Source organism: Duganella sp. Dugasp78 (genome assembly GCF_059491455.1).
Map to the genome: position 1 here is coordinate 116,379 of NZ_CP168506.1, position 23,271 is coordinate 139,649.

The window sequence follows — 23,271 nt, forward strand, 5'->3', positions numbered from 1 at the left end:
TGATCAAAGATGAATTCAAATTTTGCCGACGCGAGTAGGCGGACGATGTTACGTCTTGAACGGCACTAGCGTTACGACATGAACCCAGTCCTGCGGATTCCACGAAGGCAAATTTATAGATACCGTGAAGGTGAGCAAAAACAGCCAAAAGCAGGCTAGAACGATCCCAACCCAAATTGGGATTCTGCTCACTGAGTATTTTCGTAAAATTAGCCAGTTCCCGAACTTAGCCCTCCAGTTCGGGTCTCCTGCTGCGAGTTCTTTTCGATTAGCCTCCCTGATTGCATCGGGCGCGAAAGTCAGCGGGTCAAGAAGACGTGAACAGGTCCTGTTAATTGAATTGAGCGTATTAACCTCCTCTGCGGTAAGGTGCTTTCCGTCTGCCGTCAGGAAGTGACTGACTCGGGGCTGTTCCTTTAAGGATTCCAAGAGCCAAATTTCAGTAGTTTTTGCTGCTCGCTCCCACCGCACCTGCCAATATTTCGACCCGGCCGCCATCCCTACCTGAAGCAATGAGACCACAAGTCCAAGCAAGCAGAGAGCAAATGAGATTACCGCCGCCGCAGTGCCTTGTGACTGTACCAGTCCAGCAATCAAGACACCTTGAAAGATCATGAAGAAATTGTTTCTCTGCGTTAACTGCGTAATTTCGAACTCACGCTGACGCATGGCGAATTCAAACGCAGCACCCAAATCTCCGACTGGCGAGCGTGCATCGTTAGGGTTCGTGACACTCATTACGTATCCACTTGCAAAAAAACAATGGTAGCACTCACCCGAGCCATTGGGCTGCATGGCGATCAATTATTGAGCTAGAAATTTTCAGATCGATATTACTACCGTGCGCCTGGAACCTGATCGATCAAAACACCCAGATTAATCAGTTTAATTCTATCTCTGTCACAGGCATAGTCCACGGCCATCAGGCCGTGGACTATGCCTTTTTAAGCCTCGGATTTAACCACTCATTGAAATCAAATTCTTGAAGGATTCACTTTGCGCCGACACCCATCACCTCTTGAGCATCTCACAGCGTTCTCCATCGTCTTCGCCGCCGGAATTATCACAGCAGCCAGCTTCGTGACTTTCATGGCTCAGGCCCGGCGCAGAGCTATCCGAGACCACTATAGAAGGCTCAATGCAGAAACAAAACTGTCCACCATCTTGACCGAAAATAGGAGCATCGACCAATGACAAACCTATGCCCGCACTGCGGGAGCGAAAGCATTACGCACAGAGGCTATGCGAGACGAATAGCCTGCTCTATCGGTGCTATTGCCGGCGCCGTTAGCGGTGGCGCAAGCATAGTTGTAGGAGCCACAGGCGGCGCAGAGATCGGAGCAACTGCGGGACTTATTGCAGGACCTCCAGGAGTCGCCTTGGGAGGCATCGCTGGCTCAATTATTGGCGCTCTAGTTGCCAGTGTAAGCGGGGCCGCTGCTGGTGCTGCGCTTGGCGAAATTATCGATCATAACGTCCTAGACAGCTTCTTGTGCCTTTCCTGTCGGTTCCGCTTTGGAAGAATGGATGATGCAACTCAAGTTGTGCAGGCCCATTTCACTGAGCCTACGGATTTAACCTAACGTATGCTTGCTGGCTTGTTTCGCCAAACAAGCCAGCGACCGCATCAATCAGGCGGCAATATTAAACCGTTTATTTTCAACAAGTGTGGCAGTTTGCAGTAGAAAACACCTCACCTCCCGCAAAACAGAACACATTAAACCTCTTGCATTTCATGCTCTATTTTTAGACTTCTTTCGAGAGAATCGCAACCGTTGTGTGCCAAGGGCCTCCATTATTATCAGCAAGTGTTTCGGTTCCAACGTGCAAAATCTTGCAACCATGCTTCTTAATATAATGATTTACACCAATTGCAAAGTTATTTTCACCATTGATTATCTCCGAGCAAAATGCGCACGCACCATATTCGTTGCTACTGACCTTAACAATAGTCTCACTCATGATAGAGGTCCTAAAATATAAAGTTTGATAAATTTTCACCATTCAATTAACAAAAAATTGAACAGCGAGGTTGATATCAGCTTCGCAAAAAAACTTCAATTAAAGCACTACCAGTTTCAGTTTAGCTCGAAAGCACACCCGCCGTAGCTACATATGCACTCAGTTCCTCTTTTATTAGAGCAGTTCTCCCAACGATAACCTTAGTAATTTCCAACTCAAAATTTTCTTCATCTACAATCAAATTAGACATTACTTCAGGAATCGCAAGAGCATCCTTCCAGGGTTGGCCGGGGAAGTCTGCTACTTTACTCAGCCAGCTATCAAGGCTATTTTTTCCTTTAGAAATGTTAAATGTTTTTTCCAGTAACGCACAGTTTCCAATTTGATTTACAACTTTAAGTTTCTCAAGATTTCCATTAAATTTCGCCTCCCAATAAGACCAAGGCACTAGATGATCGACTTCGACAGTGGACTTCCCTTTGGCCGTGTCTCGCAAAAGTATTCCTGAGCATTTGGATCGAGCTGGAGTTAGCCTATTCCAAACCCACAGCGGCAGTCGATAGGCCCGCACCTGACCGCGCTCCTCGACCTCTAGTTTCCGTATGTAGTTAAGTGACTTTGATCGCAACTCCACCAAGCTAGATTCGAGGACAGCAGTCCAAGTACGCTGAGCGGCACTTAGTACTTCTTCGCTTTCCAAAGAAGTCCATTTTTCAGCAATAACTTTTGCGTAATGCGCCATCGTCTCATCAGTACCTTTTGCCCACTCGTCAGCCCATTGGGATAAAACCAACCACGCTTCGCTGATAGACTCTAAAAACTTTGTAACGGCAAGGTCAGCCCCTAAGCGATCAGTCGTCGTGATTTGCATTTTTTTACGCAGCAATTCAAAGCCTGTAGCGCAAGCTAAGAGCACAGCTAAAGCGTTGGTCGATCTATAAACTTCACCATAACGGATACCTTGCTCTGCTAACACTACTAGAACCTTTTCGAATGCAACACGTATGGCACCCATTTCTTGATACAACCAGTCAGCCATAGATCGGACTGTACCACCATCTAGCAAGTCACGGTCTTTAACAATTGCACCTTTCCGATTAGTATCAAAAATCGACCAGATGAATGACAGCACTTTCACCACTTCATCTGATGCAAGCTTCAACTCCGGATCAGCATCAACACAAATCTCCGATAATTTTGCTATAGCGCTCTCAGCAGAGCCAAACTCAGACAACGGCTTGTGATCCCAAGACACTTTGATCCATGCAAATGTAATTTCTTCCCGCGTTAGAGTTCTACCACCGCTATTAAGGCGCGTAAAAATATTAACAATCGCATCGTTGTACTCATGCTGCTGTGTATAACCGGACGATGCGAGAGTGCCTAGCTCCAAGAAATTTACATTTTGAGTTTGGGCTTGGCATATCTTTAAAGCAAATTGCACGAATCCATTTAGCAAACTAAGCGGCTCATTTACATCGTGCTGCTCAAGTAATGTTAAAGAAGATCCGAACTGACTGTCATGGTCTCTGCTGCCGAGACCGATGCTATGTTTCCAAATTTTCGCCATACTAATGTATCGCCCTGGCTGTAAACTTACGTCAGGCAGAGGCGACTGATAAGTAGAATCATTAGGAGTGACATAACGGGACATTGGATCAGTTCCGTTAAAGGCCCAAACAAGTATCTGAGTAAAATCTGCGTCCGGTCGAAGATTGGGATGGCCAAACTTACTTTCTGTTAAGTTCTCTCGGAGTTTCTGCAAATCAAGGTAAACCCGCCCTACGGTCCAACGTTTCTTAGCAAGAATACCTCTAAGGTTGTTCGCTCCCGTAAGCGAAATTTTCCAATCAGCGTCCAGTAGCCGAAGGCCAGACGCCTCAGAACCAAAAACTAACAAAAGGCTTTGAAGACGTTGCTGCCCATCAAGAACCATCTTGAATTCATTTGGCTTTTCAGCAGCACCGAACTGCTCAGCCTTATTCTCGTATGTCCTATCGATTAACCGCCAAAATGGTCTAGATGGAATTAGGGTCTCTTTTTGATTAACCGCTCCGAGATTCCATAGTAACAACGTACTAAAGGGCCACCCTCTCAACAAAGAGTCGACAAGCCTGATTACCTGATCAGGATTCCATACGTATGGCCGCTGTAAATTGGGGATAAGGACATTTGCTTCATGGCTACTGCTATTGAGCAAATCCGTTAGCGTTGCGTGGTGGGCTTGATAGAGTGGCATCTTTTATCGATTCGACTATAAAAAAACATTGTACGACGAAAATCGTAACGACAAGTCAACATCATCAGACTTCATGTTGGAGTTGCTAAAAAGAAACTCCCAATAGAGCAGGGTCAACTGATCTGCCCGTCCCCTCCACCAAAACCCTATCAATGCTGCTCATCCCTCCAGAGCCTATTGATAATTTCACCACTTCTAGAACCTAATGATAGAAAGGAATCGCCATGACGATTTATGGATACGCTCGCACCTCGACAATTGAGCAGGTTGCCGGGCTTGCAGATCAAATCGCAAAGCTCAAGGGAGCCGGCTGCACTGACCAGTCGATCTACCGGGAGCAGATCAGCAGCGTCAAAATGGAGGATCGGATCGAGTTCGCTAAGGTGCTCGCCGCCTTAAAGCCTGGTGACGTACTGGTCTTTAGCAGCTTGTCCCGCGCCGCCCGGTCAATGGTGCACATGGTTGAGATTGAATCACGTGTAGCGCGTGCAGGCGCAACGATACGGATTCTTGATCTGGCCGTAGATACCGCAACGCCATCTGGGCGGCTCACGTTCAATCTGTTCGCGTCCATTGCTCAGTTCGAGCGGGAGAACATGCTAGAGCGCCAGCGGGTCGGAATAGCCGCCGCGAAACAACGTGGGGCATATACAGGCCGCGTGCCAACAGCACAAGCGAAACGTGCCAAGGTCTTGGCGCTGGCTGCGAAAGACTTAACCAAACAGGAGATAGCCGACGCCTGCTCTATCGGCATCGCCAGCGTGTACCGCATCCTCAAGGCACAGCCTGCTTAAGACAGCGCTCTCACGGTCGCAGCATTTCCCAAAGCGGAAGGCCGACGGCATCAGCCAAGCGCTCCATGCTATCTACCGACGTGTTTCTTTCACCTCTCTCCACCTGACCAATGTAGGTCCGATGTAGTCCTGCCTTCTCCGCAAGCAATTCCTGGGACAGCCCCATTTCCTCACGTGCGAGCCGCAACCTGACGCCGAAGAGAATCTTCGCTGGCTGTCGTTGCTGCTGGGAGGTATTTGCTTGGGCGTTCACGGACCATAGGTTGCTTTCATGATGACTTTGGGTCTACAGAGTTTGAGTAGCACGTGATAGTATTTGCATGTTTCTAGAAAGAATTATTAACGCCTAACGAAAGGAAACAAATGTCCAAAATCACCGCCCCAGCGGCCGCGCTAATGCTCACTGGGTTATTGAGCCTCACCGGCTGTAGCCGCGAGATCGACATGCGGCAAACCCACGTTGAACAAGGCTTGATTTACAAGAAGGACGCCAGCGATCCCTTCACAGGCACGCTGACGAATGTGGACGTTATCCAGGTCGGCAAACGATACGCCGCGCAGTATGGCGACTGGGAAGGTAGCTGTAACGTGCCTGTGAAGGATGGTCTGTTTGATGGAACTGCCGTGTGTAAGGACGCCAAAGGCAAACAGATCGGTGAGTTCGCCTACAGCAAAGGCCGGATCGACGGAACCCTGAAACTTTGGGCGTCGGACAGCGGCAACCTGATGATGGCGTCCACAATTCACGGCGGCGAGCCAGACGGTGTTGAAGAACGCTACAACCCGAAGACTGGCAAAATCATCAGTCGCATCAACTATCAAGCGGGTAAGAAAGTCGGAGAAGAGAAGCGCTGGGACATTACCGGCGAAACCTTGCTGACTGATCTGGTTTGGGAGAACGGCAAACAAACCGGCGTCTCCCGTTCGGGCGAGCGGGAAGAACACTACAAAGCCGGTGTACCCGATGGCATTTGGAAGTCCTGCCAGTTGAACCGCGACATTCCAATGGAGCGGCTCAAGCCCAACTACGAAAAGTTCCAAGTATATGCTGCCTTAGCAGAAAAGCTAGGAGGCACATACTTCTTGCCCGCGTTGGTTGACGACCCGTCCGGCGCAGTGTGTACAGAAACTATCTACAGCAACGGAGTCAAACAACTAGCTACGAATGCAGCGGCCCCATCTACAGGTGATGCCTGCCTTGATTCAAAAATAGCTGCGTTCCACAAAGCGAACGGCGACGATGCTCCGATCATGAACGACGTAATGCAGGAGTGGGAAGCTGGCTGCAAGAAATAGCCATTGATGGCCCAACAGCCGCAGTCGGCAACGACTTACTCGACTTGTCCTTGCCGACTGCCGCCATCATTGGTGCCTCACCTTACGTGGTCTACCACCTTGGCCTGGGCGCACCTTGAAAGTACCCTTGCCGAAGGACCGCATGCCTAAGGAGAGCTTAGCTTCGACATACTGCTCCGCCTTGAAGAAATACTTCACTACCCTTATCAAAATAGCTCGTTTTTCAGTATCGTGGCTCTCAATGCGGCCTACACCTATGCCAATGCCCTTCGCAGTTAAGCTGTCGAGATATTGCTTAGAATTTGCATTGAAGTAAGTACCTTGGCCATCAGTAATTTTCTTCCAGAATTCACCTATTTGTGTTGCAATGAATTCATCCTTTTGAACTTTCGATCCGTCAAGCAGAAGGATTAAATGATAATGACAACCTCGTGATTGACCATCTTCAAGTTTCCATAGGTAGCCGAGTTCATGATTGAAAAATTTATTACTCCGCCGATCATTGAGGAACTTTGTAAACAGATCCCTAATTTTAGCAAGCTGACAGATTTTATCTTCACCTGAATTTTTTAAGTGCAAATCGATCCTAAGTAACATTACCCTTGCATGGTTTTCAAAAATTTTATCTATGTAATTGATAGCAGCTTTTTCATTTTCCTTCAGTCGCTCATATTTCCGTCTGGCTTGTTTCTTAAATTCCTTAGACTGAGTCTCTAGCTTTATCTTCTCAACCAGCTTCTTAAATTTCTCAATTGTAATTTCAGCACTGAGATGCGTATCGGTCGCAAGGTCATAGAACAACTGAACATGGGGACCATAGGCCAGCTCTGGATCATGGCTACGGCTTAATCCAACCAATTGGTCATAGTACTCAGTTATGTCATTATTAGGCAGAATCGAGTTATCTGGATTGATAATGGCTTTTATTGTGGAGTCGCTTGTCTCTTCTATAGCTTTAACAAACTGGTAAATGTTGTACCAATGGCTTTCGGAGTAGTTCTTTCCTAGAACACGTAAGGTTCTTCCATCTTCCAGGGTCAAATTGCTTTGACTATTAAAATTGATAGCGTCTGTACAGAATTCGTAATCATCATCTAAGTTATTAAATTCATCCATAATAAATAATTTATCCTACTCAATTCTTTGTTAATAACATAAATAACCAAAACTCCAGCTAAACGAAAGCATCGAGGGCTTCGGTACATAGCAACACGCCCTTATCGAATAACTCGACGAAATCCTCGCTCAGAGATTTGCAGAGTTACGCGGTAAGTGGTTGCTGGAGAAAATTTATTGATGAGTAACTGGGTAGCTATCGGCATGCAGTGATTCGGGCATGTAGCCAAGCGTCTACCTCAGCCTCAATCCAACCTACAGCATGCAGCCCCAGATTGATTGGACGAGGGAAAGATGGATCGAAGCGGGGAGAAGCGTGGGAGAGCTTGTCATAGATAGCAGAGCGCGACATACCGATACGCTCCTCTACTTCTTTACGGCGGATAATTTTTAGTACAGTCATGTAAGCCTCCTAAGGCGTTGGAAACATGACGGTATATTGGCAAAAGAATTGCCACAATAAAACTTAAACTATTGGACCAACCATTTTTTAGAGCACAGCCTTCCCCTGTTAAATGGGTGAATCTTTTACGGAGGGTCGCCCTAATTTGACATAGTCGGGACGAATGATTGCTGCTCCGATAGCAGCAGCATTGGGAGTCCATCCAACGTCCAAAAACCACTGCGCTACATCGTCATTCGCATGACGTGGTGAAGCCTGGCCAGGCTTCGGCCACCAATGATACAATGAAGCTTCCATTAATTGAGCCAACATCGGTGCGCTTATCCGGAGGGTACCATCTTCGGTGTTGCGTTTAATCTCAACGTCATTCAAAACAACCTGTATTCCGAATTTTGTTTTGTATTTTGGAAAATTGAACTCTTTACGTAGTAAATCCGAAACAAAATCTGAGTCTTTTCTTAGAAAATTGGCCGTTGCATACCCAGACCAGACTCTATTAAATACATCGTGCAAAATCTTTAAACCTTTTCCAACATATGGCTCTGAGACATGCGGAAAATCTAAAAGAGCAATGGAATTTACTGGCGCAGGTACTAGGTTTTCAACATCACCTTTAAACTCCAGAAGCTTTTCTAGTGTGTCGCGTAGTACGACAACGTCGTGAATGACGACTTCCAGCCGCTTGGGATGCTTAATAGAATTTTGAAAATATATATTTTCTATGCCTTTGGGAAAGGTAATAAAGCGGCGATTGTAAGCATCTCGACCGACATATGTGCTCTCGGATGGGGGCGATAACGGAAATACTCTAACTACATCCCCATTCTCGTCAATTGACCCACCATATTCAAAAATAGTCTCTTTGAGTACATGAGTCTTGGCCAAGCGTTTCAATCCACGAAATGGAATTCTTAGCAGAGAAAGTTCAGATATCAGATAGGCGTCAGATGGTCGCTCCCGCGCATCAAACTGACCAAGGTAGTAGTTAGTATCAGACGGACGGACATTGTAAACATCTAAAGATTTTGGCACATGAACGAACAATTCCAAGTCCTCGACCGTAGCCTTATTAATGAAATGTTCTAGGTCGAATGCAAGCAACCTTGCAACTTCTTCGATTGTGTAGATAGGTTTTTTTAATTCCACAAAATCACGTGCCCAGTCAAGATGTCAAGGTAAGAGTACACCCCCGTACAAGAACAGAAGCGCACACAAGTTGGGTGATATCTTACACAAGTTAGCTGGACTAGCCTATTATCGGTCCGTGATACCCCTTCTCTCTTCGGAGATCAATGCGAAGGAGGAGGACAACGAGCATCATCACGAGATTTGTTGGTACTTTTGATGGTATCTTTATCCATTTCCCTCATTCCTTATAGGGGAATGTGATTCCAGTCGGGGGACCAGCATACACCCCTTAAAAAGTCGCGTGCCTGTAAGGCACTGCGGCTTTTTTGTCATGCCGGCGAACCGGCGGGCACATCGCGTCCGCAATGAGGACCAGCCAGTCCGGCATCACTTATTGACAATAATCCAACCAATTTCCCTGAACCACACCCGAAAAATGCTGGCGTTTAATTCGGCACGATAGCCGATACCTCGATCTCCACCCTGGCCCGGTCCTCGACCAGCCCCGCCACCTGCACCGCCGTCATGGCCGGATAATGGGCGCCGATGATCTCGCGGTAGGCGGCGCCCACCTCCTTGTAGGCGCCGACATATTCCTTCCGGTCCAGCACGTACCAGGTCATGCGCACGATGTGCTCGGGCCGGGCGCCGGCCTCGGCCAGCACCTCGACCACGTTTTGCAGCGCCTGGCGCACCTGGCCGGCGAAGTCGTCGGTGTGGAACACGCCCTGCCCGTCCCAGCCGATCATGCCGCTGACGCACACCGTGCGGCCGCTGGCGGCCACGCCGTTCGAATAGCCACGCGGCCGCGCCCAGCCCGGCGGTTGAAGAAATTCCATCATGCTCCCTTGTGATTGAGTTCGCGCAGCAGTTCGCGCGCGATGATCAGTTGCTGTACCTCGGTGGCGCCCTCGTAGATGCGCAGCGCGCGGATCTCGCGGTACAGCCGCTCGACCGGCTGTTCGCTGACCACGCCCAGGCCGCCGAACATCTGCAGCGCGGCGTCGATCACCTGCTGCGCCGTCTCGGTGGCGCTCAGCTTGGCCATCGCCGCTTCTTTGGTCACCTTGCGCCCCTGGTCGCGCTGCCACGCGGCGCGGTAGGTCAGCAGCGCGGCGGCGTCGATACCGGTCGCCATCTGCGCCAGCTTGGCCTGCGTCAGCTGGAAGTCGGCCAACACCTGGCCGAACATCTGCCGCTGCGTGGCGCGCGCCAGCGCCTCGTCCAGCGCACGCCGCGCAAAGCCCAGCGCCGCCGCCGCGACCGAGGTGCGGAACACGTCGAGTGTCGCCATCGCCACCTTGAAGCCCTGCCCGGCGTCGCCGATCCGCCTGGCGGCCGGGATGCGGCAATCGCTGAACACCAGGCGCGCCAGCGGATGCGGGGCGATGACCTGGATACGCTCGGCGATCTCGAAGCCCGCCGTGCCGGCATCGACGATGAAGGCACTGATGCCGCGCGCGCCGGGCTGTTCGCCGGTGCGGGCGAAGACCACGTAGAAATCAGCGATGCCGCCGTTGGAGATCCAGGTCTTCTCGCCGTTGAGCACATAGTGGTCGCCATCGGGAACCGCCGCGCACTGCATGGCGGCGACGTCGGAGCCGGCCTGCGGCTCCGACAGCGCGAACGCGGCGATCGCCTCGCCGCGCGCGACACGCGGCAGATAGTCGGCCCGCTGCGCCCCGCTGCCGTGCAGGCTGATGGCGCCCGAGCCCAGGCCCTGCATGGCGAAGGCGAAATCGGCCAGGCCGTTGTGGCGCGCCAGCGTTTCCCGGATCAGGCAGATGGCGCGGGTGTCGATGCCGTCGCCGGCGCCGCCGTATGCGCTGCCGCCGATGGCGTGCGCGAGCCACCCGCCCTCACCCAGCTGGCGCACCAGCTGACGGCAGGCGGCATCGACATCGGCCTCATGGTGCTGGGCGATATGCTGTGCCGCCCAGGCGTCGAGCCGCGCCTCCAGCTCCACGTGGCGCGCTTCAAAGAACGGCCATTCAAGATAAGATTTGTCCGCCATCAGTCGCCTTCGAATTCAGGTTTTTGCTTGGCCACGAAGGCGTGGTAGGCGCGGTGGAAATCGTTGGTCGCCATGCAGATCGCCTGCGCCTGCGCTTCCGCCTCGATGGCTTCATCGACGCCCATATTCCATTCCTGCTGCAGCATTTTCTTGGTCATGCCGTGCGCAAAAGTGGGGCCGTCGGCCAGGCCTTGCGCGAAGGCGCGCGCCGCGGCCAGCAGCGCTTCCGGTTCCTGCACGCTGTTGAAGAAGCCCCAGCGCTCCGCCTCCGCGCCGGACATCGAGCGTCCCGTGTACAGCAGCTCGGCCGCGCGGCCCTGGCCGATCACGCGCGGCAGCAAGGCGCAGGCGCCCATGTCGCAGCCAGCCAGGCCAACCCGCGTGAACAGGAAGGCGGTCTTGCTGCGCGCCGTCCCGAGGCGGATGTCCGACGCCAGCGCCAGGATCGCGCCGGCGCCGGCGCAGATGCCGTCGACCGCCGCCACGATGGGTTGCGGGCAGGCGCGGATGGCTTTCACCAGGTCGCCCGTCATGCGTGTGAACGCCAGCAGGCCGGGCATATCCAGCTTGGTCAGCGGGCCGATGATGTCGTGCACATCGCCGCCTGAACAGAAGTTCTCGCCGGCGCCGGTGATGACCACGGCCTTGACGTCATCCGCATAGGCCAGCGCGCGGAACAGGTCGCGCAGCTCGGCGTAGGAATCGAAGGTCAGCGGATTTTTGCGCTCGGGCCGATTCAGCGTCAGCGTGGCGACGCCGCCGCTGACTTCAAACAGAAAATGACTGGCCTGGTAATCGGTCAGCGCGGCACGGTTGCCGGGCAGTTGCTGCGCTTCGCCGGGAAGATATCGCATGGTGTGGTTCCTTATTTTTCGTCCGAGGCATTCAGGTGCTGCTTCATCTGCGACAGCAGGTCGATCAGCTGGCTCTTGTCGGCGCCGGACATGTCCTGCAACAGCTCGGCGATCCAGCCTTCATGTTCGGTGGCCATGGTGGCGAAGGCCTTGCGGCCGGCCGCCGTCAGCTTCACGCTGTAGGCGCGGCCGTCCTTCGGGTCCGGCACTCGTACCACCAGCTTCTCCTGCTCCAGCTGGTCGGTGATGCCGGTGATGTTCCCGCCGGTGACCATCATGCGCTTGGACAGCTCGCCCATGCGCAAGCCCTGCGGATAGCGTTCCAGCTGCGCCATCAAGTCGAAGCGCGGCAAGGTGATGCCGAAGCTGGCGCGCAGCCGGCTGCGGATTTCGTTCTCGATCCTGACGGTGCAGGACAACATGCGCAGCCACAGCTTGAGCGATTGGTGATGGTCCTGCGTCAGGCGGCTGGCCAGATCCAGCACCGGCGCATCGCCGTCCCCGACCGGGATTTCATCGTTATCGTTGTCTGAAAATGGTGGCATAGTTTTCCTCGTACTTCACATTACCTCGCCGCCGGCGACGGCGACGGATTGTCCATTCATGGCGCCCGCCTCCGGCAGGCAAAGCCAGGCCACGGCGCTGGCGACTTCCTCGCTTTGCACCAGCCGCTTCTGCGGATTGCCGGCGGCCAGTTCAGCGCGCGCCTCGTCCTCGCTGCGGCCGGTTTTGGCGACGATGTTGGCGACCGCCTCGCGCACGATGTCGGTTTCGGTGTAGCCGGGACAGACGGCGTTGACCGTCACGCCCTTGGTCGCCACTTCCAGCGCCAGCGCGCGGGTCAGGCCGATCACGCCGTGCTTGGCCGCGACATAGGCCGACACATAACGATAGCCGACCAGCCCCGCCGTCGACGCGACGTTGACAATGCGGCCCCAGTTCGCATCCAGCATGCCGGGCAGCGCGGCCTGGGTGCAGTGGAAGGTGCCGGTCAGGTTCACGTCCAGCATGCGCTGCCACAGCGCGGCGTCGGTCTTGCCGAACGGCGCGGGCGCGGCCTGGCCGGCGTTGTTGACCAGGATGTCGATGCGGCCGAAGCATGCGGCGGCAGCCGCAAAGCCGCTGCGCACCGATTCCTCATCGGTCACGTCCAGCACCTGCATCGCGACCGCACCGCCCAGCGGCGGAACGATGGCGCTCATGGATTGGACGGCGGCCAGCAGCGCCTGCGCATCGCGGCCCGCCAGCGTAACGCGCGCTCCGCGCAGCAGCAAGGCCCGCGCGCAGGCGGCGCCGATCCCGCGCGCGCCGCCCGTCACCAGCGCATGCTTGCCCGCCAGCGGCAGGTTCGCGCCGACCTGCGTCGAACCAGGCGCCAGATAGGCTGCCCGGGATTTGTTCGTGGTGCTCATTGCTTCATCCTTCCAGTAACTTGGCCGCGACCTGCTGCGGCGTGAGGCCGGTATTGGCCGCCGCCAGCTGGCGTTCGCGTTCTAGATTGCGTTCCAGCTGCTGCTTGGCCGGCAGGTACTGCTTGGGCCAGGCGACGGCGGAATAACCGATCTTTGCCGCCTCGGCCAGCGTCCACGCCGGATTGGCCAGGTGCGGGCGGCCGACCGCGCACAGGTCGGCGCGGCCAGCGGCGATGATGCCGTTGGCGTGGTCGGCCTCGAAGATCGAGCCGACCGCGATCGCGCCGATGCCGGCCTCGTTGCGGATGCGGTCCGCGAACGGCGTCTGGAACATGCGGCCATAGACCGGCTTTTCCAGCTTGCTGACCTGGCCCGACGAGCAGTCGATCATGTCGGCGCCGGCGGCCTTGAACAGGCGGGCGATGTGCACCGCGTCGTCCGGCGTGATGCCGCCTTCGACCCAGTCGTGCGCCGAGATGCGCACGCTCATCGGCTTGTGTTGCGGCCAGGCGACGCGCATCGCGGCGAACACGCGCAGCGGATAGCGGCAGCGGTTTTCCAGGCTGCCGCCATATTCGTCGCCGCGCTCGTTGGTCAACGGCGAGATGAAGGACGACAGCAGGTAGCCGTGGGCGCAATGCAGCTCGACCCAATCGAAGCCCGCTTCATCGGCGGCCCGCGTGGCGTGCACGAAGTCCGCTTCGATGCGGTCCATGTCGGCCAGCGTCATGGCGCGCGCGGTCTGCGATATGCCCGCCAGGTATTGCTGCGGCGAGGCGGAGACCAGCGGCCAGTTGTCCCGGCTGTCCGGCAGCGGCTGGTCGATGCCGTCCCACATGGCGCGGGTCGAACCCTTGGCGCCGGCATGGCCCAGCTGCAGCGCTATCTTCGCGTCGCTGTGCTGGTGGACGAAATCGACGATGCGCTTCCAGGCCCGGGTGTGCTCCGGCGCGTACATGCCGGGACAAGCCGGTGTGATCCGCGCATCGGCCGATACGCAGGTCATTTCGGCGAACACCATCGCCGCGCCGCCCAGCGCGCGCGCGCCGAGGTGGGTCAGGTGATAGTCGCCGACGACGCCGTCCACCGCGCTGTATTGCGCCATCGGCGAGACGACGATACGGTTTTTCAAGACCACGTCGCGCACCTTGAAGGGTGTGAACATCGGCGGCGCCGCCTTCGCCGGCGCCAGGCCCGCCTGTATGCCGGCGCGGGCGGCGAACCAGCGTTCGTAGTCCGCCACGTAGGCCGCATCGCGCAGGCGCAGGTTCTCGTGCGACAGGCGCTGGCTGCGTGTCAGCATCGAATAGGCAAACTGCGGCGCTTCCATCGCCGTGTAGCGCTCGACGTTCTCGAACCACTCCATCGAATTGCGCGCCGCGCTTTGCAGCTTGATGACCTCCACCGCGCGCGCAGATTGATAGGCCGCCAGCGCAGCATCGGCGTCGGCATCGGCATGCTGGCCGAAGCAGCGTGCCAGTTCGATCGCATCCTCCAGCGCCAGCTTGGTGCCGGAGCCGATCGAGTAATGCGCCGAATGCGCGGCGTCGCCCATCAGCACCACCGGTACACGTTTGTCTCCCACCGTGTTCCAATGCACCCACTGGCCACAGACGATGCGCGGGAACTTGATCCACATGCCAGAGCCGCGCAGGTGCGCCGAATTGGACATCAGCTCATGTCCGTCCAGCTGCTCCGCGAACAGCCGCTCGCAAAACGCGATCGATTCTTCAGCGCTCATGTCTTCCAGTCCCGCCGCGCGCCATACCGACTCCGGCGTCTCGACGATGAAGGTCGAGGTGTCGTCGTCGTACTGGTAGATGTGGGCCTGGAACCAGCCGTGCTCCGTCTGTTTGAAGGCAAACGTGAAGGCGTCGAATTTCTTGCGCGTGCCCAGCCACACGAAGCGGCACTGGCGCGCTTCGATCTGCGGCTGGTAGCTGTCGGCGTAGCGGGTGCGGGTGCGGCTGTTCAGGCCATCGGAGGCAATCACCAGATCAGCACCGTAGCGGGTGGCGATTTCCTGGTCGTCCGCCACCTCGGTCTCGAACACCAGCGACACGCCCAGTTCCTCGCAGCGCTGCTGCAGGATGTTGAGCAGGCGCTTGCGGCCGATGCCGCAGAATCCATGGCCGCCGGACGTGACCTTCTCGCCCTTGAAGAAGACGTCGATATCGTCCCAGTGGTTGAACGATTGCAGGATCGCGCGCGCGGTCGCCTCGTCGGAATTCATCAGGTTGCCCAGCGTCTGGTCGGAGAACACCACGCCCCAGCCGAAGGTATCGTAGGGACGGTTGCGCTCCACCACCGTGATCTGGTGGGACGGGTCCTGCTTCTTCATCAGCAGGCTGAAATACAGGCCGGCGGGGCCGCCGCCTATGCATACAATATTCATACGGTTCTCTTTACTCGGTACGCAGTTTGAAGCGCTGTAGTTTTCCGGTCTCGGTGCGCGGCAGCGCCGTCAGGTAGCGGACCGCGCGCGGATACTTATACGGCGCGATCTGCCCCTTGACGAATTCCTGCAGCTGCGCCGTCAGCTCCGGCGACGCCTCGTGGCCCGGCTTGAGCACCACGTGCGCTTCGACGATCTGCCCGCGCTCCTCGTCCGGCCGGCCGATCACGCCGCATTCGGCCACGGCGGGATGGCGCAGCAGCGCGTCCTCCACTTCCGGGCCGGCGATGTTGTAGCCGGCCGAGATGATCATGTCGTCGGTACGCGAGCGGTAGTAGAAATAGCCGTCGGCGTCCATCTCGTAGGCGTCGCCGGTCAGGTTCCAGCCATCGAGCACATAGTCGCGCTGGCGTTCGTCCGCCAGGTAGCGGCAGCCGGTCGGGCCTTTCACCGCCAGCCTGCCGATCACGCCCGGCCCGACCGGCTTGCCGTCGTAATCGAGGATGCAGGCCTGGTAGCCCGGCACCGGCTTGCCGGTGGCGCCCGGCCGTATCTGCTCGCCCGCCGCCGAGATGAAAATATGCAGCAGCTCGGTGGCGCCTATGCCGTCTATCATCGCCAGCCCGGTGGCCTGGCGCCAGCTCTCGCGCGTCGCCAGCGGCAGCGCCTCGCCGGCGGAGACGGTCTTGAGCAGGCTGCCGATGTCGTACTTGCCGGCCAGCGGCGCCATCTGCCGGTAGAAGGTCGGCGCGGTGAAGCACACCGTGGCCCGGTATTGTTCGATCGCCTTGAGCAGGGTTTCCGGCGTCAGTTTTTCCAGCAGCACGGCGCTGGCGCCGACCCGCAACGGGAACAGCAGCAGGCCGCCGAGGCCGAAGGTAAAGGCCAGCGGCGGCGTGCCGATGAAAATATCGCTGCGCTGCGAATCCAGCACCGAGCGCGGGAAGCAGTCGCAGATCGCCATCACATCGCGATGGAAATGCATGGTGCCCTTCGGGATGCCGGTGGTGCCGGAGGTGAAGCTGATCAGGCAGACGTCGTCGGCCGCCGTGTCCACCGCGTCGAAGCTGGCCGACTGCTGCGCCATCAGCAGCTCCAGCGTGGCGCCGGCGCCGCCGAACCACAGCGTCTTCGCCTTCACGGCGGCGGGCAAATCCACCGCCTCCATTTCAGCGCGCAGGCCGTCCGCGCACAGCACGGCGTTGATCTCGGCCTTGGCGGCGATGGTGCCCAGCTCGCGCGCGCGCAGCAGCGGCATGGTCGGCACGGCGATGCAACCGGCCTTCAGCACCGCCAGCACGCAGGCCGCCATCATCGGATTGTTCGCGCCGCGCAGCAGCACGCGATTGCCCGCCTCCAGCCCCAGCGGGCCGCGCAGCACATGGGCGATGCGGTCGATCTGCTCCAGCAGCTGGGCGTAGGTCCAGCTGAGCTGCTCGCCGCGGATCGCGATGCGTTCCGCCGCGCCGCCGGCCAGCGCGCCCTCGAACAGCTCCGCCACGCAATTGAGGCGCGGCGGGTACTGGAGCTCCGGCAGGTCGAAGCGCAACTCCGGCCACAGCTCCGGCGGCGGCAAGTGCTCGCGCGCGAAGTGGTCGGTGTGTGCGCTGTCGCTGCTGGTGACGGAAGTGCTGGCAGAACTGGCTGTCGGTCTGGTCATGGTCGCCCTGGAGTTGGAAGTCGTTCGGTATCCGCTGCTCACGCCACAGATACTTTAAACTTAAACTATCTCAACATCAAGTGCAATCGCTCAGGCGGAGGCGCCCTGCCGTATCAGGCCGGATTGATGGATCACGGCGCGCACCACGTCGGCCAGCGCGGCCTGCACCGCGTCGTTGGACAGACCGCCCGGGTTGAAGCCCTTCAGCACGACGGCCGCGCCGTCCAACCCCAGCGTGACGCAACCGGCGTGCAGGCGGTCGATGCGGGCCTGCGCTTCCTGCTGCTGGCCCTTGGCCAGCAAGCTCGCCAAGTCGCCGCTGGCGGCGGTCAGCTGGTTCTGGAAACCGCTCAGGTAAACCAGGAGTCGCTCGCCATTGATGCCCAGCCGGCGCATGGTGGCGGCGGGATCCTCGGCGTGATGATCGTAGCCGCTGGCCGCCTGGTCGAGGAAACCCGTCAGGTGCACGCGCACCTGCTCCGCCTGGAACGGCTTGACGATATAGCCGGCGGCGCCGGAATTGGAGGCCTCCTGCACGGTATCCTTGTCGTTGGCCGAGGTCACCAGCACGAAGGGCATGGTGTTGATTTCCGCATGCCCTTTGACGCGCTGCAGCAGCTCCATGCCGGACAGGCGCGGCATGCGCAGGTCGCAGAAGCAGATCGCAGGACGCAAGCCGTCTTCCAGCTGCTGCCAGGCGTCGGCGCCATCTTCCGCTTCGACGATATCGAACTTGCCACAGCTGTCGATCAAATGCATCAACACCATGCGCGAGACGACATCGTCGTCGACTACCAGAACTTTCATGAGACTCCCTGTGCCCTTAACAACTACTTTAGTGTGACCCTAGTACGGCACTTGCAACGATATTACATGAAAAACCGGGCTTATACGTCCTGGACAGATAAGGATTTATACGAATTGCCGCAGCTTACAAAGTGCTAGCCGCGCCGGCCCGCAGCAGCAACGCGCGCAGCTGCGGCATGGCCTCGACGATGCGCGGCCAGTTGCCGTGGTCCGCATCGAGCTCCAGCTCCCCGCACAGCGCCTGCAGTTCCTGCTCCTCCAGATAACCGGCGCTGCCCTTCATGCCGTGCAGCAGACGGCTGGCGGCATCGGCGTCGCCCAACTCCACGGCGCGCTCGAGCTCCACCAGGCGCAGCGGCGCGTCCTGGTGGAAGGCGCTGCGCAGCCGCAGTTTCAGATCGCTGCCGCCGCTGTGCTGCGCCAACCGCGCCGGCTCCTCGGCCGCCGGCGCCACGCCGAACAGCGAGTCCAGCTCCGGCGTGCCCAACGCCGGGTTGTGGCGCGGCTCCATGCGCGGCAGCTGGACGCCCCGCTGCAGCTGGCGTTCGATCGCGCGGCTAAGCTGGAAGTGCAGCTTGTCCTCGTCGATCGGCTTGGTCAGGAAATCGTCCATGCCGGCGGCCAGGTAGCGGCTGCGGTCTTCCTCGCTGGCGTTGGCGGTCAGCGCGATGATCATCAGCTCCTGGTCTCGCACCGGCGCCGCCTCGGTGCCGCCGGACCGTATCATGCGGGTGGCGCTGGCGCCGTCCATTTCCGGCATGCGGCCGTCCATCAGGATCAGATCGTAGCGCGTCAGCGAGCAGGCCTTGACGGCCAGCGCACCGTTGGCGGCGATGTCGACCTTGTGGCCCAGGTCCTCCAGCATCATGCGGATGATGATCTGGTTGGTCGGGAAGTCCTCCGCGCACAGCACCTTGAGCTGGTGGCTGTGCGGCTCGCGCGGCACATGCGGCACCATCGGCGGCGGCACGCCGTTCGCCAGCGGCAGCTCGAAGGAGAAGGTGCTGCCCTCGCCCGGCGTGCTGACGGCGTTGATGCCGCCGCCCATCAGCTCGACCAGCTGGCGGCAGATCGCCAGCCCCAGGCCGGTGCCGCCGTAGCGGCGCGTGGTGGAGGCGTCGGCCTGCTCGAACTGCTGGAACAGGCGCGGTATCGCCGCCGCCTCGATGCCGATGCCGGTGTCGGATACGCTGAAGCGGATGCGGTTGAGCGCCCCCTTGTAGCCGGCGCGGGCCCGTACATCGTCCTCCTGCGGCACGCGCTCGACGCGCATCCGCACCGATCCGCGCTCGGTGAACTTGAACGCATTGCCGACCAGGTTGACCAGCACCTGGCGCAGCCGGGTCGGATCGCCGACGACGAACTGCGGCAGGCCGTCGCCGAACTCCAGGCTGAATTGCACGCTGTGGGCGGCGGCCTGCTCCTCGAACAGGCTGACCACGTTCTCCACCGCCGCCGACAGCGAAAAGTCGATATTCTCGATGGTCAGCTTGCCGGCCTCGATCTTCGAGAAATCCAGCAGGTCGTTGATGATCGACAGCAGCGACTGCGCGCTGGCCTGGCCGCGCATGATCTGCTCGCGCGTGCTGATGGCCAGCCGGCTGTCGCGCAGCGCGAAGCCCAGCATGCCGATCACGCCGGCCAGCGGGGTGCGCATCTCGTGGCTCATATTGGCCAGGAATTCGGACTTCTGGCGGGTGGCGTCTTCCGCCTTCTGCTTGGCCAGGCGCAGGCGCTCGTCGTTCTCCTGCAAGGCGCGGTTGGCCAGCGCCAGCTCCTCGGTGTGCAGCCGCACCTGGCGCTCCTGCTGCAGCAACTGGGCCTGGGTCTGGCGCAGCGTCTGCAGCGTTTCCTCCAGCTGCTGGTAGGCGCGCGCGTTTTCCAGGCCCGCCGCGGCGTGCGAGGCCAGCGTTTGCAGCATGTCCATGTGCACCTGCTGGTAGCGGTTCCTCTCGACGCTCTGCACGCACAGCAAGCCGACCACCTTGTCGTTGGCCACCAGCGGCGCGTACATCAGCGATTGCGCCACGGCGGCCGGCTGGCCATCCTCGCGCACGCAGGCCACCAGCATGTCCAGCCCCGTGTCGTCCATGTAGTCGCGGTACTCCGCCTGCAAGTCGTTGATGAACACCGGCTTGCGGTGCGTCAGGCACCATACGGCCAGCTGGTTGGGCTGATCCATGTGGCGCTGATAGGGCAAGGTGCGCACGCCGGCGTCGATGGCGAACGGGAAGTCGATCACGCCCTCGTCCTCGCGCACGAAGCCGATGCCGAAGATCTGCGCATCCATCAGGTGATGCACGTGGCGGTACAGCGTGCGCATGGAGGTCTCCATGTCCAGCGTGGCGCTCATCTCGCGACCCAGTTCGCTCAGCACCGAGATGTTGCGGTGCGCCTGTTCGACATTCTCCTTCTGCCGCTCGACTTCCACCTTCTGCCGTTCGGTGTCGATGCGGCGCTGCTCGGCCTCGGCGCGCTGCGCCTCCGCCTCCAGGCGGCGCTGCTCCAGCTCCTGTTTCTGCTGTTGCAGCAGCAGGTTCTTGTGCTCGACTTCCGCCGTGCGCGAGCCGACCAGTTCCTCCAGCCGCTGCTGCTGATGGTGCAGGCTGCGCACGCGCGCGGCGTAGGCGGCATAGCCGGCGCCCAGCAGGGCCAGGCCGAACAGGCCGCGGAACCACCAGGTTTTCCAGAACGGCGGCAGGATGGTGATCTCCAGCGTGGCGGCGTTGTCGTTCCAGATGCCGTCCTTGTTGGCGGCCTTGACGCGGAAGGTGTACTGGCCCGGATCGAGGTTGGTGTAGGTGGCGAAGCGCTTGGTCGAATCGGTGACCACCCAGTCCTCGTCGAAGCCTTGCAGCTGGTAGGCGAAGCGGTTGCGCTGCGGCGCCGCGTAGTGCAGCGCCGCGAACTCCAGCGAGAACACGGAATCGCTCTCGCGCAGCGTCAGCGCGCTGGTGTGCTCGATCGCCACCTTCAGCACGTCGGGATGGTCGCCCTGCCCCGGCTTGAGCGACTTGTTGAAGATCTGGAAATCGGTGATGGCGACGCTCGGCGCCACGCTGTTCTCGCGCACCTCCGTCGGCACGAAGGCGGTGATGCCGTTGAAGCCGCCGAAGTACAGCGTGCCGTCCGGCGTGCGCAGCGCGGCGCCGTCGAAGTAGGCGCCTTCGATGGTGCCGTCGGCGCCGCTGTAGTTGCGCACCAGTCCCGTGCTGGTGTTAAGGCGCGACAGGCCGCTGTTGGTGCTCAGCCAGAGGTTGCCCGCGTCGTCGGGCAGGATCGAGGCGATGGCGTCGTCGGCGATGCCGTCCTTGCGCAGGTAGCGGCGGAAGCGGATGACGCCGTCGGCCGCCACCACCATCTTGTTAAGGCCCGCCGCGGTGCCGACCCAGATGGTGCCGCGGCCGTCCTCGTACAGGTAGTGCACCTCGTCGTGACTGAGGCTGAACGGGTCGGCCGGGTCGCGCCGGAAGTGGCGGAAGGTGCCGGTCTTGCGGTCCAGCAGATCGAGGCCGTTGAAGGTGCCGATCCACAGCTGGCCCTTGCGGTCCTCCAGGATGGGCCGCACCACGTTGTCGGCCAGGCTGCTCATGTCGGATGGATCGTGGCGGAAGGTGCGCACGTCCATGGTCTGCGGGTCCAGCCGGTGCAGGCCGCCGCGCGAGGCGATCCACAGGATGCCGCTGCGGTCGCCGACGATGTTGCGGATGGTGTCGCTGGCCGGGTCGCCGCGCACGAAGGACAGCGCCTTGATCGCGCCGCTCGCCACGTCCAGGTGGTTGACGCCGGCCCGTCCGCCTATCCACATATTGCCGTTCTTCTCGCGCCACAGCGCGGTGACCTGGTCGTCGCTCAAGCTGTTGGCGCGCTGCGGATCGTGGCGCCACACCTTGCCCTCGCCGCTGACCGGATCGTACAGATTCAGGCCACCGCTGCTGCCCAGCCACAGCTGGCCGCGCGCCTCGGCGACGATGGCGCGCACCTTGTTGTCCGACAGCGTGTTCGGAATGTCGGCCTGGCGCACGATGCGGGCGAAGCCGCCGCTGCCCAGGTCCACCCGGCTGGCGCCGTCGTTCCAGGTGCCGACCCAGAAGGTGCCCACGCGGTCGCGGAACAGCGCCGAGATCTGGTTGTCCGCCACACTGTGGCTGTCGCTGAACTGGTGCAGGTACTGCACCAGCCGGTTCTCCGACGGCAGCCAGCGCAGCAGGCCGTCGGCCTGGGTGCCGACCCAGACGTTGGTCTCGGCGTCGACGTACAGCGTGGTGATGCTCATGCCCGGCTTCATGCCTTCGCGCGGGCCGAGGCGGCGGCGCTGCGGCTCCTTGCCCAGCAGGCGCCATTGTTCCAGGCCGCCCAGCGTGCCCACCCACAGCGTCTGCGCGCTGTCCACCTGCAGCGCCAGCACCGCGTTGTACTTGCTGTCGCCGCTGGCGTCGATGGTGAAGTGCTGGAAGCGCGCCTCGCCCGGCGCCAGCATATCGAGGCCGGTGGCGGTGGCCACCCACAGGCGGCCGGCGGCGTCGCGCGCCAGCGCGTTGACCTGGTCGTTGGCCAGGCTGCCGGCATCGGCCGGGTCGTGGTGCCAGCTGGTGAAGCGCTGGCTGCCCGGCTCGAAGTGATGCAGGCCGTCGGCGCTGGCCAGCCACAGGCCGCCCTCGCCGTCGTCGGCGATGGCGCGCACGTGGCGGTTGCCGTTGCCGCGCTGCGCCGATTCGTGCGGCAGGAAGTGGGTGAAGCTCTTGGTGGCGGCGTCGTAGCGATCCAGGCCGCCGTCGGTGCCCACCCACAGTTGGCCGGAGCGGTCCAGGTGCAGCACGCGCACCCAGTTGTCGGCCAGGCTGCGCGGGTCGGAGACGGCGCTCTTGTAGGTGATGGTGCGGTAGCCGTCGAAGCGGGTCAGGCCGGCCTGGGTGCCGAGCCAGATGAAGCCCTGCTTGTCCTGGGCGATGGCCAGCACCGATTCCTGCGCCAGCCCGTGCTCGACGCTGAGCTGCTCGAAGCGCAGCGTGCGCGGCGGCGCCCCCGCCCATGCGGCGGCCGCGCCCAGGCCCCACAACAGCAGGACGGGCAGCAGGAATCGGCAAAATAGGCGAACAAAAACCGTCACTGGAATCTCGTTAAAAGTATGCGGCACCGTTTACCCCGCACCCCGCGGGCAGGGGTCTGACCCCGTACGGGGTCAGACCCC

Annotated in this window: 18 protein-coding genes; 2 read left to right on the forward strand and 16 right to left on the reverse strand. The window is 59.2% G+C overall.

Annotated features, from left to right (window positions below; all coding sequences use genetic code 11):
- Positions 1 to 48 precede the first annotated feature (48 nt).
- The 3 genes from ACEN9O_RS00520 to ACEN9O_RS00530 all read right to left on the reverse strand — a co-directional run bounded on the left by ACEN9O_RS00520 (position 49) and on the right by ACEN9O_RS00530 (position 4,201).
- Positions 49 to 738, reverse strand: a complete 690-nt coding sequence (locus tag ACEN9O_RS00520; RefSeq protein ID WP_495615722.1) for a RipA family octameric membrane protein — start codon at positions 736 to 738, stop codon at positions 49 to 51.
- 1,008 nt (positions 739 to 1,746) lie between these two features.
- A complete protein-coding gene (locus tag ACEN9O_RS00525; RefSeq protein ID WP_495615723.1) occupies positions 1,747 to 1,962 on the reverse strand; it encodes a hypothetical protein in 216 nt (71 codons plus the stop codon).
- A gap of 121 nt (positions 1,963 to 2,083) precedes the next feature.
- Positions 2,084 to 4,201: a DUF262 domain-containing protein gene (locus ACEN9O_RS00530; RefSeq protein WP_495615724.1), complete on the reverse strand. Its 2,118-nt coding sequence runs from the start codon at positions 4,199 to 4,201 to the stop codon at positions 2,084 to 2,086.
- Between the two features lie 224 nt (positions 4,202 to 4,425).
- On the opposite strand from ACEN9O_RS00530, the gene ACEN9O_RS00535 reads away from it, so the two are divergent.
- Positions 4,426 to 4,995 carry a recombinase family protein gene (locus tag ACEN9O_RS00535; protein ID WP_495615725.1) on the forward strand — a complete coding sequence of 190 codons (570 nt, stop codon included), beginning with the start codon at positions 4,426 to 4,428 and terminating at the stop codon, positions 4,993 to 4,995.
- 10 nt (positions 4,996 to 5,005) lie between these two features.
- On the opposite strand, the gene ACEN9O_RS00540 is transcribed toward ACEN9O_RS00535, so the two are convergent.
- Positions 5,006 to 5,248, reverse strand: a complete 243-nt coding sequence (locus ACEN9O_RS00540) for a helix-turn-helix domain-containing protein (protein WP_495615726.1) — start codon at positions 5,246 to 5,248, stop codon at positions 5,006 to 5,008.
- A gap of 110 nt (positions 5,249 to 5,358) precedes the next feature.
- On the opposite strand from ACEN9O_RS00540, the gene ACEN9O_RS00545 reads away from it, so the two are divergent.
- Complete coding sequence (locus tag ACEN9O_RS00545; RefSeq protein ID WP_495615727.1) at positions 5,359 to 6,291, forward strand: toxin-antitoxin system YwqK family antitoxin; 933 nt, start codon at positions 5,359 to 5,361, stop codon at positions 6,289 to 6,291.
- A gap of 66 nt (positions 6,292 to 6,357) precedes the next feature.
- Here ACEN9O_RS00545 and ACEN9O_RS00550 read toward each other — a convergent pair whose 3' ends face one another.
- The 12 genes from ACEN9O_RS00550 to ACEN9O_RS00605 all read right to left on the reverse strand — a co-directional run bounded on the left by ACEN9O_RS00550 (position 6,358) and on the right by ACEN9O_RS00605 (position 23,190).
- On the reverse strand, positions 6,358 to 7,407 hold the full coding sequence (locus tag ACEN9O_RS00550; protein WP_495615728.1) for a YagK/YfjJ domain-containing protein: 1,050 nt from the start codon (positions 7,405 to 7,407) through the stop codon (positions 6,358 to 6,360).
- A 196-nt stretch (positions 7,408 to 7,603) separates the two neighbouring features.
- Positions 7,604 to 7,810, reverse strand: a complete 207-nt coding sequence (locus ACEN9O_RS00555; RefSeq protein WP_495615729.1) for a helix-turn-helix transcriptional regulator — start codon at positions 7,808 to 7,810, stop codon at positions 7,604 to 7,606.
- Between the two features lie 108 nt (positions 7,811 to 7,918).
- Entirely contained in the window at positions 7,919 to 8,956 is a 1,038-nt protein-coding gene (locus ACEN9O_RS00560; RefSeq protein ID WP_495615730.1) for a hypothetical protein, read from the reverse strand.
- A gap of 428 nt (positions 8,957 to 9,384) precedes the next feature.
- Positions 9,385 to 9,777 carry a RidA family protein gene (locus tag ACEN9O_RS00565; RefSeq protein ID WP_495618406.1) on the reverse strand — a complete coding sequence of 131 codons (393 nt, stop codon included), beginning with the start codon at positions 9,775 to 9,777 and terminating at the stop codon, positions 9,385 to 9,387.
- Complete coding sequence (locus ACEN9O_RS00570) at positions 9,777 to 10,952, reverse strand: acyl-CoA dehydrogenase family protein (RefSeq protein ID WP_495615731.1); 1,176 nt, start codon at positions 10,950 to 10,952, stop codon at positions 9,777 to 9,779. The genes ACEN9O_RS00565 and ACEN9O_RS00570 overlap by 1 nt, the downstream gene beginning before the upstream one ends.
- On the reverse strand, positions 10,952 to 11,806 hold the full coding sequence (locus ACEN9O_RS00575) for an enoyl-CoA hydratase family protein (protein ID WP_495615732.1): 855 nt from the start codon (positions 11,804 to 11,806) through the stop codon (positions 10,952 to 10,954). The genes ACEN9O_RS00570 and ACEN9O_RS00575 overlap by 1 nt, the downstream gene beginning before the upstream one ends.
- Before the next feature lie 11 nt (positions 11,807 to 11,817).
- Positions 11,818 to 12,351, reverse strand: coding sequence for a MarR family winged helix-turn-helix transcriptional regulator (locus ACEN9O_RS00580; RefSeq protein ID WP_495615733.1), 534 nt, complete (start codon positions 12,349 to 12,351; stop codon positions 11,818 to 11,820).
- A gap of 15 nt (positions 12,352 to 12,366) precedes the next feature.
- On the reverse strand, positions 12,367 to 13,218 hold the full coding sequence (locus ACEN9O_RS00585; RefSeq protein ID WP_495615734.1) for an SDR family NAD(P)-dependent oxidoreductase: 852 nt from the start codon (positions 13,216 to 13,218) through the stop codon (positions 12,367 to 12,369).
- 4 nt (positions 13,219 to 13,222) lie between these two features.
- Positions 13,223 to 15,613, reverse strand: coding sequence for a bifunctional salicylyl-CoA 5-hydroxylase/oxidoreductase (locus tag ACEN9O_RS00590; RefSeq protein ID WP_495615735.1), 2,391 nt, complete (start codon positions 15,611 to 15,613; stop codon positions 13,223 to 13,225).
- Between the two features lie 10 nt (positions 15,614 to 15,623).
- Positions 15,624 to 17,273, reverse strand: a complete 1,650-nt coding sequence (locus ACEN9O_RS00595; protein ID WP_495615736.1) for an AMP-binding protein — start codon at positions 17,271 to 17,273, stop codon at positions 15,624 to 15,626.
- A gap of 90 nt (positions 17,274 to 17,363) precedes the next feature.
- Positions 17,364 to 18,080, reverse strand: coding sequence for a response regulator (locus ACEN9O_RS00600; RefSeq protein WP_495615737.1), 717 nt, complete (start codon positions 18,078 to 18,080; stop codon positions 17,364 to 17,366).
- A gap of 124 nt (positions 18,081 to 18,204) precedes the next feature.
- Positions 18,205 to 23,190 (reverse strand): two-component regulator propeller domain-containing protein, encoded by a 4,986-nt coding sequence (locus ACEN9O_RS00605; protein ID WP_495615738.1) that lies wholly within the window; start codon positions 23,188 to 23,190, stop codon positions 18,205 to 18,207.
- Positions 23,191 to 23,271 lie beyond the last annotated feature (81 nt).